The organism is Sphingomonas sp. Xoc002, assembly GCF_050408055.1.
Taxonomy (GTDB): Bacteria; Pseudomonadota; Alphaproteobacteria; order Sphingomonadales; family Sphingomonadaceae; genus Sphingomonas; species Sphingomonas yabuuchiae.
This window is the reverse complement of record NZ_CP191175.1, coordinates 821,403-836,001: the sequence shown is the minus strand read 5'-3', so window position 1 is coordinate 836,001 and position 14,599 is coordinate 821,403. Positions and strand designations below refer to the sequence as shown.

Sequence of the window (14,599 nt, the reverse complement as noted above, 5' to 3'; positions counted from 1 at the left end):
AAAATGGGAGTGGATGGATGAGCAAGACCGGGGGCGGGATCAGCCGTCGACAGGCGCTGGCCAGCATGGGGGCCGGCGGCGCGGCGATCACCGGCGGACTGGCCTTGGGCGGGGTGCAGAGTGCATCGGCCGCCGAACCCACTGCGCCGCTGGCGCCGCGCCCACCCATGGGCTGGAACAGCTGGAACAGCTTTGCGACCACGATCACCGAGGCGCAGGCGCGCGAGACCGCCGCGATCATGCGGGCCAAGCTGCTGCCCTTCGGCTATGACGTCTTCACCGTCGACATCCAATGGTATGAGCCCGAGGCGTCCAGCTATACCTATAACGCCGCGCCGGTGCCTGCGATGGACGGCCATGGCCGGCTGATCCCCGCGCCCAACCGCTTTCCGTCCAGCGCGGACGGATCGGGCTTCACCCAATTGGCGGCGGACGTCCATGCGATGGGCATGAAGTTCGGCATCCACCTGATGCGCGGCATCCCCCGGCTGGCAGTGAAGAAGAACCTGCCGATCCTCGGCACCCGCTACCGCGCCGCCGACATCGCCGACACGTCCAGCATCTGCACCTGGAACCCGGACATGTACGGCGTGGACATGACCAGGCCCGGCGCGCAGGCCTATTATGACAGCGTGTTCGCGCTCTATGCTTCCTGGGGCGTCGATTTCGTCAAGATGGACGATATGAGCCGCCCCTATGACGCGCACGCGCCCGAGATCGAGGCCGCGCACAAGGCGATCCGGAACAGCGGCCGCCCGATCATCCTCAGCCTGTCGCCGGGCGAAACGCCGGTGGTCCGCGGCCCGCATGTCCGGCGTTTTGCACAGATGTGGCGCATCTCGGACGATTTCTGGGACGAATGGTCGATGCTGGAGGCGCAGTTCACCCGGCTGGAAAACTGGACGCCCTATCGCGGGCCGGGGTCCTGGCCCGATGCCGACATGCTGCCGCTCGGTCGGCTGGCGCTGGGCAAGCGCGACACCAAGTTCACGCCGGACGAACAGCGCACGCTGATGACCCTATGGTCGATCGCGCGCTCGCCGCTGATCATGGGCGGCGACCTGCGCTATCTGGACGCCCCCACGCTGGCGCTGCTGACCAACCGGGCGGTCATCGCGGTCAACCAGGCCTCGACCGACAACCAGCCGCATTTCGTCGAGGATGGCGCGCGAATCTGGTCCGCCAAGCCCGAGGGTGCGGCCCAGGACCGTTATCTGGCGCTGTTCAACACCGGCGATAAGCCCAAGGAGGTGGGGCTGGCGCTCCACTATCTGGGGCTGTCGGGGGAGGTCGACGTGACCGACTTGTGGAGTGGTACTTCGCTCGGCCGGGCGAAAGACCGCTTCGCGCGGACGCTGCCGCCGCATGGCGCGGGCTTGTACCGCCTTCGGGCGCGCTGAGCCCTTCCCGCTATCGTGTGGGCTGACCCGAACATGGAGGACGACGACCATGAAGACACTGACCGCCTTCGCCGCCGCCGGGCTCGCACTGACCATCGCGGCGGCGGGGATCGCCCGCAATCCGCAGTTCGAGGGGGCCGATCCCCATGCGATGATGATCGGCGACGAACTCTGGATCTTCCCGACCGGAGGGCCGGGCGGAAGCTGGGCGGCCGACCGTTTCGGCGCCTTTTCCAGCCGGGACCTGAAGACCTGGCGGCCACGTGGCGAGTTGATCCGGCGCGACCAGATCGGTTGGATCAAGGATGACGGCGCGCCCGAGCATTTCCTCTGGGCCCCCGGCGTCGCGACACGGAATGGACGCTATTACCTCTATTACTCGGTCGGGCCGCAGAACCCGACGCCCAGCCGCATCGGCGTCGCGGTCGCCGACCGGCCCGAAGGCCCCTATCGCGACAGCGGCCGCCCGCTGATCACCGGCGACAAAAGGTTCGAGGCGATCGATCCGATGGTCTTCACCGATCGCAGGTCGGGCAAGACCTATCTCTATGCAGGCGGCAGCGCAGGGGGAACCTTGCGCGTCTGGGAACTGAAACCCGACATGGTCACCATCGCCCGCGAGGTGAAGGTCGCGACCCCGCCGAACTTCACCGAAGGCGCCTTCCTGCACGAGCGCGGCGGTACCTATTACCTGTCCTACAGCCATGGCCGGTTCAACGGCCCCGATTATTCGGTCCACTACGCCACCGCTCCCTCGCCCACCGGGCCGTGGCGCTATCGCGGTGCGATCCTGACCGGCGATGCGCGGCATCAGGGGCCTGGGCATCACAGCTTCGTCACGCTGCCCGACGGGCGCTCGCTGATCGTCTATCACCGCTGGGACCGCGCACCCGGCCCCGGTCCCTTCCAGGGCGAGCGGGTCGTGGCGATCGACCGCATCACCTATGCCTTCGATGGCCGTATCCGACCCGTGCGGATGACCGATGACGACGCGCCGGTCCTGCCCGCACGCCCTCTCCGCACAAAATAAGTTAACAATCGTTAACCATTTGAATTAATTCCGAAAACGGTCTGCTCGCATCACTGCCTTCTCTTCGCGGTTAGGATTTGCGCAAGGGGAGGCCGCGTGTCTGCGCAAGGACAGCCATGACCGCGCCCCCCTGCCCGGCACCCTGTGCCGGGGCATGACGACATGCAATGGGAGGAACAGGCCATGCAGACCGAGATCATCGCAAAGGCGACCGGCACCACCACCACGACCAGCGCCAACGTTATCGAATTGAGCGCGCCCAGCGTCGTTCGGCTCAATATCGACCGGTCGCAGGTCGCGACGATGGAGCGTGAGGGCAACGACCTGATCATCCGCCTGACCGATGGCCAGACCATTCGCATCGACCATTTCTATGACCAGCAGCAGGGCAAGATCAGCGACCTCGTGCTGCGCGACGATCAGGGCAGCCAGTGGCTCGCCAATCCTTCCGCCAGCGGTACGGGGCGGTTCCGGGCGATCACCGATCTCGACGACCTGATGGGCGCGGCGGCGACCGGCGAGGGCGGCGGCTCGTCCTTCGTCCTGCCCGCCATATTGGGCGTGGCCGGGGTCGGCGGTCTGGTCGCGGCGGTGTCTGGCGGCGGCGGCAATGGCGGCAACCAGCCCGGCGGCCCCACCGCCGACACCCAGCCGCCCGCGACGCCCACCGCCAGCTTCACGGCCAACGGCTCGAGCATCCGCGGCACCGGCGAGGCGGGCGCGACCGTCCGCGTGACCGACGGCGCAGGCAATGTGATCGGCACCGGCACGGTCGGCGCCGACGGCACCTTCACCATCCCGGTCAACCCGCCCCAGACCAACGGCCAGCCCGTCACCGTCGTGCAGAGCGATGCGGCGGGCAATGTCTCGCCCCCCGCCACGACGGCGGCGCCCGATATCACGCCGCCCGCCACCCCGACCGCGACGATCACGGGCGACGGCCGCACGGTCAGCGGCACCGGCGAGCCCGGCGCGACCGTGACGGTGCGCAATGCCGCCGGACAGGTGCTGGGCACCGCCGTCGTCGGTGCGCAGGGCGCCTATACGCTGACCCTGACCACGCCCCAGGCGAATGGCGGCACGCTGACCGTCAGCCAGGCCGATCCGGCGGGCAACGTCTCCCCCGCCGCCACCCTGACGGCACCTGACACCACCCCGCCCGCCGTGCCCACCGCAAGCATCAACGGTGACGGCACCAGCGTTTCCGGCACCGGCGAGGCGGGCGCGACCGTCACCGTGCGCAACGCCGCCGGGCAGGTGCTGGGCACCGCGATCGTCGATGCGCAGGGCGGCTATACGCTGCCGCTGACCACACCGCAGGCCAATGGCGGCACCCTGACCGTCACGCAGAGCGACCCGGCGGGCAATGTCTCGCCCGCCGTCACCCTTGCCGCACCCGACATCACGCCGCCCGCTGCGCCCGCCGCGACCCTGTCGGCAGACGGCACCACCGTGACCGGATCGGGCGAGCCCGGCGCGACCGTGCGCGTCATCGGCCCGGACGGCCAGCAGATCGGCACCGCCATCGTCGCCGCCGATGGCAGCTATACGGTGACGCTGACCACCGCGCAGACGGGCGGCGGCGTGCTGGTCGTGACCCAGACGGACACGGCGGGCAATGTCTCGCCCACCACGCAGATCGACGCCGTCGATACCGGCACCATGCCGCTGCCCACCGCCCAGATCGATACGCAGGGGACGACGGTCAGCGGCACCGGCGAGCCCGGTGCGACGGTGGTCGTACGCGATGCCAATGGCCAGACGATCGGCCAGGGGACGGTCGACGCAAACGGCACCTACAGCCTGACGCTGGCCGCGCCGCAGGGGAATGGCGAGACCCTGACCGTCGTGCAAAGCGACACGCTGGGCAATGTCTCGCCCACCATCACCCTCACCGCCCCCGACTTCACCGCCCCGACCGCGCCCACTGCGACCATTTCCGAGGACGGCAGCGCCATCACCGGCACCGGTGAGCCCGGCGCAACCGTTACCGTGCGCGATCCCGCTGGCCAGCCGCTCGGTACCGCCACGGTCGATGCGCAGGGCAACTATACCCTAACGCTGGGCACGCCCCAGACCAATGGCGGGACGCTGACCGTCACGCAGAGCGATCCGGCGGGCAACACCTCTCCCGCCGCCTCGGTCAGCGCCCCCGATACCACCGCTCCCGCCGCCCCCAGCGTGACTGTCGCGGGCGACGGCAGCGCCATCACCGGCACCGGCGAACCCGGCGCGACCGTCACCGTCAGTGACGCTGCCGGACAGCCGCTCGGCACCGCCACGGTCGACGCGCAGGGCAACTACACCTTGCCGCTGGGCACGCCGCAGGCGAATGGCGAGACGCTGACCGTCACGCAGAGCGATCCGGCGGGGAACATCTCGCCCGCCACGACGGTCACCGCGCCTGACATCACGGCACCCGCCGCCCCGACCGCGACCATCGCGGGCGACGGCACCAGCATCACCGGCACCGGTGAACCCGGCGCGACCGTCACCGTCAGTGACGCCGCTGGCCAGCCGCTCGGCACTGTCACGATCGATGCACAGGGCAACTACACCCTGCCGCTCACCACGCCGCAGGCCAATGGCGAAACCCTGACCGTCACGCAGAGCGACGCGGCGGGCAACACCTCCCCCGCTACATCGGTCAGTGCACCGGATATCACCGTACCCGCTGCCCCCACCGCCACCGTCGCTGGTGACGGCGCCAGCATCTCCGGCACCGGCGAACCCGGCGCGACCGTTGCCGTCAGTGACGCCGCTGGCCAGCCGCTTGGCACTGCCACGGTCGATGCGCAGGGCAACTACACGCTGCCGCTCACCACGCCGCAGGCCAATGGCGGGACCCTGACCGTCACGCAGAGCGATCCGGCGGGTAACACCTCGCCCGCCACGACCATCAGCGCGCCCGACATCACCGCGCCGACCGCCCCGACCGCGACCATCGCGGGCGACGGCACCAGCATCACCGGCACCGGCGAACCCGGCGCGACCGTCACCGTCAGCGACGCAGTTGGCCAGCCACTCGGCACCGCCACGGTCGACGCGCAGGGCAACTACACCTTGCCGCTCACCACGCCGCAGGCCAATGGCGAAACCTTGACTGTCACGCAGAGCGACGCGGCGGGCAACACCTCCCCCGCTACATCGGTCAGTGCACCGGATATCACCGTACCCGCTGCCCCCACCGCCACCGTCGCTGGTGACGGCGCCAGCATCTCCGGCACCGGCGAACCCGGCGCGACCGTTGCCGTCAATGACGCCGCTGGCCAGCCACTCGGCACCGCCACGGTCGATGCGCAGGGCAACTACACGCTGCCGCTGACCACGCCGCAGGCGAATGGCGAAACGCTGACTGTCACGCAGAGCGATCCGGCGGGTAACACCTCGCCCGCCACGACCATCAGCGCGCCCGACATCACCGCGCCGACCGCCCCGACCGCGACCATCGCGGGCGACGGCACCAGCATCACCGGCACCGGCGAACCCGGCGCGACCGTCACCGTCAGCGACGCGGCCGGGCAGCCGCTCGGCACGGCCACGGTCGACGCGCAGGGCAACTACACCCTGCCGCTCACCACGCCGCAGGCCAATGGCGAAACCCTGACCGTCACGCAGAGCGATCCCGCAGGTAACACCTCGCCCGCCACTAGCGTCAGCGCACCCGACATCACTGCGCCTGCCGCGCCGGTCGTCACCGTAAGCGCGGACGGCACGCAGCTGACCGGCACGGGTGAGCCGGGCGCCACGGTGCAGGTCGTCGATGCGGGCGGCCAGCCGGTCGGCACCGTGACGGTCGGCAGCGACGGCAGCTTCAGCCTGCCCCTGCCCATCGGCGTCGCCAACGGCCAGACGCTTTCGGCGATCCAGACCGACGCGGCGGGCAATGCCTCGCCCGCAACTGCGACGGTCACGCCCGATCTCGTCGCCCCCGCCACCCCCGTCGCGACGGTCAGCGCGGACGGCACCAGCATCAGCGGCACGGGTGAACCGGGCGCGACCCTGATCGTACGCGCGCCCGACAACAGCGTGCTCGCCACCGTCACCGTCGCCGCCGATGGCAGCTTCAGCGCGCCGCTCGCCACGCCGCAGGCCAATGGCGAAACACTGACCGTCACGCAGGCCGATGCGGCGGGCAATGTCTCGCCCGTCGCCACCGTCACCGCGCCCGACATCACGCCCCCCGCTCCGCCGGTCGCCACGCTCTCGGCGGACGGCACGGCGGTCTATGGCAATGGCGAGCCGGGTGCGACGGTGCGGATCGTCGACGGCAACGGCACGCTGCTCGGCAGTGCGGTCGTGGCGGCGGACAGCAGCTATACCCTCACCCTGACCCCGCCGCAGACCAGCGGCCAGACCCTGTCGGCGGTGCAGACCGATCCGGCGGGCAACCCGTCGCAGCCCGCCACCGTCGCGGCGCCCGACCTGACCGCGCCCCCGGCCCCCCTCGCGACCATCGCCGCCGATGGCACCAGCGTGACCGGCACCGGCGAGCCCTTCGCCACCGTCCGCGTGCGCGCCGCCGATGGCACGGTGATCGCGACGGTGACGGTCGGCGCGGATGGCAGCTTCACCACCCCGCTGTCGCCGCCCCAGGCCAATGGCGAGGCACTGTTGCTCGACCAGACGGATCGCGGCGGCAATCTGTCCCCCGTCACGCCGCTGACCGCGCCCGACATCACGGCCCCCACCGGCCTGACCGCCACGATCAGCGGTGACGGCGCGATCGTCACCGGTTCGGGCGAAGCGGGCGCGACCGTGACGATCCGCGATGCGAACGGCGCGGTGCTGGGCACCGCCACGATCGCCGCCAACGGCATCTACAATGCGACGCTGACCACGCCGCAGACAAATGGCGAAACGCTTCAGGTGACCCAGGCCGACGCGGCAGGCAATGTCTCCGCCCCCGCCAGCGTCGTCGCGCCGGACACCACCCCGCCGCTGGCCCCGACCGGATCGGTCGTCGATGCGGGCGCAACCCTGTCCGGCACCGGCGAGCCGGGCGCGACCGTCACCATCCGCGCCGCCGACGGCACGCTGCTGGGTAGCGGTCTGGTGGCCCCGGACGGCAGTTTCGCGGTGACGCTGAACCCCGCCCAGGCCAATGGCCAGCCGCTTCAGCTGGTCCAGACCGATGCGGCGGGCAACGCCTCGCCCATCGTCGCGGTGACCGCCCCCGACATTACCGCCCCGACCGGGCTGACCGCCACGATCAGCGGCGACGGCAGTTTCGTAACCGGCGTGGGCGAGGTCGGCGCCACCGTCACCGTCCGCGATCCCGATGGCACCATCATCGGCACCGCCGTGGTCGGCACGAACGGCAGCTATGCCGTGCCGTTGACCCCTGCGCAGATCGACGGTGAAACGCTGCAGGTGACGCAAGCCGATGCGGCGGGCAATGTCTCCCTGCCGCTCGCGCCCGTCGCACCGGACCTGACCGCACCGCTTGCGCCCGTCGGCACCATCTCGGCGGACGGCACGCTGGTGACCGGCACGGGTGAAGCAGGCGCGACCGTCACGGTGCGTGACGCCGCCGGACAGCCGCTCGGTACGGCCACGGTCGCCGCCGACGGCAGCTTCTCGGTCCCGCTGGCGAGCGCACAGCTCAACGGTCAGATCCTTTCGGTCGTCCAGGCCGATGCGGCAGGCAATGTCTCGCCGCCGCTGGCGCTGACCGCGCTCGACACCACCGCACCGATCGGGCTGACCGCGAGCGTCGACGCCACCGGCACCATCGTCAGCGGCCAGGCGGAGGCGGGCGCGACCATCACCGTGCGCGCGCCCGATGGCACGATCATCGGCACCGGAACGGCGGGTGCCGGTGGTGCCTATGCCCTGACCCTGACCACCCCGCAGCTGAACGGCCAGGTGCTTCAGGTGACGCAAGCCGATGCGGCGGGTAACACCTCGCCGCCCAGCCCCGCCACCGCGCCCGACTTGACCGCGCCGCTCGCACCGCTGGGCACCGTCGCGGCCGACGGCACGCTGGTGACGGGCACGGGTGAAGCAGGCGCGACCGTCACGGTGCGTGACGCCGCCGGTCAGGTGCTGGGCACGGCACAGGTCGCCGCCGATGGCAGCTTCTCCGTCCCGCTGGCGAGCGCACAACTGAACGGCCAGATCCTGTCGGTCGTCCAGGCCGATGCGGCGGGCAATGTGTCGCCGCCGCTGGCGCTGACCGCGCTCGACACCACCGCACCGATCGGGTTGACCGCCAGCGTCGACGCCACCGGCATCATCGTCAGCGGCCAGGCCGAGGCGGGCGCGACCATCACCGTGCGCGCGCCCGATGGCACGATCATCGGTACAGGCACGGCGGCGGCCACCGGCGACTATGCCCTGACCCTGACCACCCCGCAGCTGAACGGCCAGGTGCTGCAGGTGACGCAAGCCGATGCGGCGGGCAACACCTCGCCGCCCAGCCCCGCCACCGCGCCCGATCTGACCGCACCGCTCGCCCCCGTCTTCGCGCTCGACGGCACCGGCGCCAATGCCACCGGCAGCGGCGAGGTCGGCGCGACCGTTACCCTGCGTGACGCCAGCGGCACGGTGATCGGCACCGGCCAGGTCGGCGCGGACGGCAACTTCAGCGTACCGCTCAACCCCGCCCAGGCCGATGGCGGCACGGTCAGCGCGACGCTGACCGATGCGGCGGGCAATGTCTCTATCCCGGCCATTGTCGCCGCTCCCGACATCACCCCGCCCGCGGCCCCCGTGGCCGCGCTGGATGCGACGGGTTCCATCGTCACCGGCCAGGGAGAGGTCGGCGCGACCGTCACGGTGCGCGACTCGGGCGGTGCCGTGCTCGGCACCGGGATCGTCGGGCCGCAAGGCGCCTACACCGTCATCCTGTCCGCACCCCAGCTCGACAGCCAGATACTGCGCGTTACCCAGGCGGACGCCACGGGCAACGGATCGCTCGCGACCACCGTCACGGCGCTCGACCGCACGGCCCCGGATGCACCGGTGGCGACCGTGTCGGCCGACGGCACGGTGATCAGCGGCTCGGGCGAGATCGGTGCGACGGTGACGATCACCGATCCGGTCGGGCTGGTCCTCGCCACCGTGCCGGTAAACCCGGACGGCAGCTTCAGCGTGACGCTGACCACCGCGCTGACCAACGGACAATTGCTGACCCTGACCCAGGCGGATGCGGCGGGCAATGTCTCCGCCGCCGGTAATGCGATCGCACCCGACCTGATCCCCAACGACACGCCCGGCGCCCCGACCGCGATCATCGCCGTCGACGGTGCGAGCGTCTCGGGCACCGGACAGGTCGGCGCCGCGATCATCGTGCGTGATGCGAATGGCGCGGTGATCGGCAATGCGCAGGTCGCCGGGGACGGCACCTATACCGCGACGCTGACCACGCCGCAGCGTGACGGCGAGACGGTGCGCGTGACCCAGACCGATGCCGAGGGCGATGTCTCGCCCCCCGCGACCGTCATCGCCCCCGATTTGACCGCCCCCGATGCGCCCACCGCCATGATCGATCCGACCGGCTCGCTGGTCATGGGGACCGGCGAGGTCGGTGCGACGGTGCGGGTGCTCGATGCCAACGGCGCGACGCTCGGCACCGCCATTGTCGGCGCGAACGGCGCCTATGCGGTCGCACTCGCCACGCCGCAGGTCGACGGCCAGCCGCTGACCGTCGTGCAGAACGATGCGGCGGGCAATGGCTCGCCCGCATTCCCCGTCATCGCGCCCGACCTGACCGCGCCGCTCGCGCCCATAGGGATCGTGTCGGGTGACGGCACCAGTCTGACCGGCACCGGCGAGGTCGGCGCGACCGTCACCATCCGGGGCGCAGGGGGTGCGATTCTCGGCACCGCCATCGTCGATGCGAACGGCAATTTCACCGCACCGCTGACCCCGGCGCAGGCGAACGGCCAGTTCGTGACGCTGACCCAGGCGGATGCGGCGGGCAATGTCTCGCCGATCGCGCAGGCCACCGCGCCCGACATCACCGCGCCCATCGGCCTGACCGCCGCGATCAACGGCGCAGGGAACCTGGTCACCGGCACCGGCGAGGCTGGCGGCACCGTCACCATCCGCGACGCGGGCGGCACGGTGCTGGGCACGGCGGTCGTCGCCGTCAACGGTACCTATGCCGCGATCCTGACCCCGGCGCAGCTCAATGCGCAGGTCTTGCAGGTCACGGAAGCCGATGCGGCGGGCAACGTCTCGACGCCCGCCACCGTCATCGCGCCGGACCTGACCGCCCCGCTCGCCCCGATCGGCACCGTATCCGGGGACGGCACCACCCTGACCGGCACCGGCGAGGTCGGCGCGACCGTCACCATCCGCAGCCTGAGCGGTGCGGTACTAGGCACCGCCGTGGTCGATGCGAACGGCAATTTCGCCGTCCCGCTGACCCCGGTCCAGGCCAACGGCCAGCTCGTGACGCTGACCCAGGCGGATGCGGCGGGCAATGTCTCACCCCTCGCGCAGGCCATAGCGCCAGACATCACCGCGCCCATCGGCCTGACCGCCGCGATCAACGGCGCGGGCAATCTCGTCACCGGCTTGGGCGAGGCGGGGGCGACCGTCACCATTCGTGACGCGGGCGGTGCGGTGCTGGGTACGGCGGTCGTCGCCGCCAACGGCACCTATGCCGCGATCCTGACCCCGGCGCAGTTGAATGCGCAGGTCTTGCAGGTGACCCAAGCGGACGCGGCGGGCAACGCCTCGACACCCGCCACCGTCATCGCACCGGACCTGACCGCTCCGCTCGCACCCATCGGCACGGTGTCGGGCGACGGCACCAGCCTGACCGGCACCGGTGAGGTCGGCGCGACCGTCACCATCCGGGGTGTCGGAGGCGCGGTCATCGGCACCGCCATCGTCGATGCGAACGGCAATTTCACCGCTCCGCTGACCCCGGCCCAGGCCAATGGCCAGATCGTGACGCTGACCCAGGCGGATGCGGCAGGCAATGTCTCGCCCCTTGGTCAGGCCGCCGCGCCCGACATTACCGCGCCCGTCGGCCTGACCGCCGTCATCAACGGGACGGGCAGCGTCGTGACCGGCACCGGCGAGGCGGGCGCGACCGTCACCATCCGCGATCCCGGCGGCACGGTAGTGGGCACAACCATCGTGGCGTCGAACGGCAGCTATGCGGCGACCCTGACCCCGGCGCAGCTCAATGCCCAGTTGCTGCAGGTGAGCCAGGCGGATGCGGCAGGCAATGTCTCGACGCCCGCCACCGTCATCGCACCGGACCTGACCGCCCCGCTCGCGCCCATCGGCACCGTGTCGGGCAACGGCACCACCCTGACCGGCACCGGCGAGGCGGGTGCGACCGTCACCATCCGGGGGCTGGGCGGCGTGGTCATCGGCACCGCGCTGGTCGATGCCAACGGCAACTTCACCGCAACGCTGAACCCCGCCCAGGCCAATGGCCAGATCGTGACGCTGACCCAGGTCGATGCGGCGGGCAATGTCTCGCCCATCGCCCAGGCCAGCACGCCCGACATCACCGCGCCTGTTGGGCTGACCGCTGCGATCAACGGCGTCGGCACGCTGGTCACGGGTCAGGGCGAGGCGGGCGCGACCGTCACCGTGCGCGACACGGGCGGCAACCCGATCGGCACCGCCATCGTCGCGGCGAACGGCAGCTACACGGTCACGCTCACCACGGCGCAGGCCAATGGCCAGGCGCTGACCGTGACCCAGGCGGATGCGGCAGGCAACGCCTCCGTGCCCAGCCCGCTGATCGCGCCGGACATCACGCCACCGGCCTTGCCCGTGGCTGCGATCAACGGCACGGGCACGATCGTCACCGGCTCTGGCGAGCCCGGCGCGACGGTGCGCATCCTCGGCGCACAGGGACAGCTGGTCGGCACTGCGATCGTCGATGCGAACGGTGCCTACACCGCCACGCTGCTCCTCCCGCAGGCCAATGGCCAGGCGCTGACCGTCACGCAGGCGGACGCCGCGGGCAATGTCTCGCCCCAGGCACCGCTGGCCGCACCGGACATCACGCCCCCAGCGACCCCCACCGCCGCGATCAACGCCACGGGGACGATCGTCACCGGCACGGGCGAAGCCGGTACCACGGTGGAGGTGCGCAACGCGGGCGGCACCGTCATCGGCACCGGCACGGTGGCGGGCGGCGGCACCTATGCCGTCACGCTCGCCACGCCGCAACTCGCGGGCGAGACGCTGAACATCGGTCTCCGTGACGGGACGGGCAATGTGTCGGGCACGGTCACGGTCATCGCGCCCTTCGACATCAGCGCCTTCGACAATGTCGCCTCCGCACAGGTCGACCTGGTGCCCGTGCAGACCAACGAAACCCTGGGCAACGCCAATTACACGGCGCTCGTCTCGCTCGGACTGGTCAATCTGAATGCCCAGGTTCTGGCCATCCCCAATGTCCAGTTCACGGTGCAACAGGGCCATACGCTGGATGCGACCTTCACCTATGACGCCACCCTGTCGCTGGGCGTCGCCAGCAGTTATTCGGTGGTGCTCCAACGGTTCAACGGCACCAGCTGGGTCGCGGTGAACGGCGGCGGCAGTTCCTCGCTGCTGGAGGTCAGCCTGCTCGGCGGCAATCTCGTCGCCACCGCCGATGATCTGGTGCCGGGCCAGTACCGGGCCTTCGTCACCTTCGACAATACGGCGGGCGTCGGCCTGCTCGGCGGGCTCAGCGTCACCGGCGTGGACTCGGACTTCACCGATGTCGGGCAGATCGTTCCGGCGGTGACGAACGGCAATGTCATCACCGATCCCGGCCCCTTGGGTCAGGTCGATGTGGTCAGCCCGCAGACCCGCGTCGAAAGCGTCACGCTGAACGGGGTGACGACCGCCGTCACCGGCAATACGCAGGTGGTCGGGCAATGGGGCACGCTGATCATGGGCAGCGATGGCCGGTACAGCTATACCCCCAATGCCGATGCCGCCGTGCTCGGCAAGACCGACCGCTTCACCTATACCCTGTTCGACGCCAGCGACGGCGAGCGGGAAAGCGCGACGCTGACCATCTCGATCGGCAGCCCGGACATCACCGGCTCTCCGATCGCGGTCAACGACGTGGCGACCGCCGCTGCGACCTTCGTCAATGTCGTGGAAACCGTCCCGGCAACGGTCGACACGTCGTTCGCCACCCCGACGGCCATCGCGCTGACCGGCGCGCGAACGGGTCAGATCACCGACAATTTCACGGTCGATGCGAACAGCGTGGCCAACGTCACCCTGACGGCGGCGATCGCACCGGGCCTGTCGGTCGTGCCCAGCTATACCATCACCGTCACCAATGCGGCGGGGGCGGTCGTCGGTACCGCATCCGGCACGGCCTTGATCGGGGCTGGCGGGTTGATCGGCTCGGGCATCAGCGTGACGATGAACAACCTGCCCTCGGGCACGTACAACTACACCGTCACCAGCACCAACACCCTGGGGCTGGGCTATACCACCAATGTCTATGTCGCGGAGACGGTCACCCATCTCGACCGGTTCGCCCTGTCCGGCACCACGCCAGTCAGCGGCGACCTGCTGGCCAACGATACGCTGGGCAGCGATTTCCTGGGCATCAAGATGCTGGTCGGCGGCACGTTCGTGGACATCGGCGATGCGGGCCGAACCCTGACCGGCACCTATGGCACGCTGACCGTCAACGAGGTCGGGCAGTATCGCTATCAGCCCTTCGCCAACCTGACCTATGCCGCGACCGATCCGATCGATCGCTTCACCTATCAGATCGTGCAGCCCGACGGCCAGGTCTCGACCGCGCGGCTGGACGTGGCGATCGACATCAACAACGGCGTCGCCCCCGTCTTCCCGACGACGCTCACCGCCTTCGCGCTGGAGGACCCGGTGCAGGTGCACAGCGACGTGGTGCCGATGACGCTGGCGGTCAGTCATGACGCGGTGCCGCTCTCCCTGGACCAGGCGGATGCCAAGATCGCGCTGTCGCTGATGGAGGATCAGGGCAGCGTCGAGGATGTGCTGTCCCACTATCTCGACGCGCAGAGCCCGGCAGGCGAACCGTTACCGAGCGAATCTCTTGCCGACACGGGTGATTCGTCCGTGATGCCAAGCGCTTCGGACATCAGCGCGCAGGACCCGGTGATGCATGATCCGCTGGGCTATCTGACCGTTTCGGTCGATCCCGAACAGGAAAGGCTGGCCACCCTGCATCTGGTCTGACCATCTTGCGCATACA

General features: G+C 70.3%; 3 protein-coding genes. All 3 read left to right on the top strand.

What is annotated here, in order from left to right:
- Positions 1-17 precede the first annotated feature (17 nt).
- The 3 genes from ACQR50_RS04035 to ACQR50_RS04025 all read left to right on the top strand — a co-directional run bounded on the left by ACQR50_RS04035 (position 18) and on the right by ACQR50_RS04025 (position 14,583).
- Positions 18-1,400 carry a glycoside hydrolase family 27 protein gene (locus ACQR50_RS04035; RefSeq protein ID WP_428969876.1) on the top strand — a complete coding sequence of 461 codons (1,383 nt, stop codon included), beginning with the start codon at positions 18-20 and terminating at the stop codon, positions 1,398-1,400.
- 49 nt (positions 1,401-1,449) lie between these two features.
- Positions 1,450-2,430: a family 43 glycosylhydrolase gene (locus tag ACQR50_RS04030; RefSeq protein WP_428969875.1), complete on the top strand. Its 981-nt coding sequence runs from the start codon at positions 1,450-1,452 to the stop codon at positions 2,428-2,430.
- Positions 2,431-2,613: 183 nt separating this feature from the next.
- A complete protein-coding gene (locus ACQR50_RS04025; RefSeq protein WP_428969874.1) occupies positions 2,614-14,583 on the top strand; it encodes a BapA/Bap/LapF family large adhesin in 11,970 nt (3,989 codons plus the stop codon).
- Positions 14,584-14,599 lie beyond the last annotated feature (16 nt).